At 56.2% G+C, this 217-nt stretch carries 1 pseudogene; it reads left to right on the top strand.

The features are described from left to right. Nucleotides 1–35: 35 nt before the first annotated feature. A pseudogene (locus tag AC6CHO_RS17240) lies at nucleotides 36–217 on the top strand (IS30 family transposase); the annotation flags it as partial.

Raw genomic sequence — 217 nt, 5'->3', positions numbered from 1 at the left:
CCTTGGGTTCTTGCGGTGATTGCAACACTTAATGAATGAGTGTTGACATGGCGAAGTATTCAATCCTTTTCCGGCCGGATCTACTGCAGGTCTTTTGGGCAGGGATGCAGGCTGGTGATTTCATCACCGATGCCGTGGTTCCGATCAATACCAGCAGGCGTACGGGTCGCACAGTCTTAGCCGCTGCCGGTGGCGTCCGACCTCGCCGCGGCAGGAA

Source organism: Glutamicibacter sp. GQ173 (genome assembly GCF_059759215.1).
Note: the sequence above shows the minus strand (reverse complement) of the source record. Positions and strands in the feature narration are given on the sequence as shown.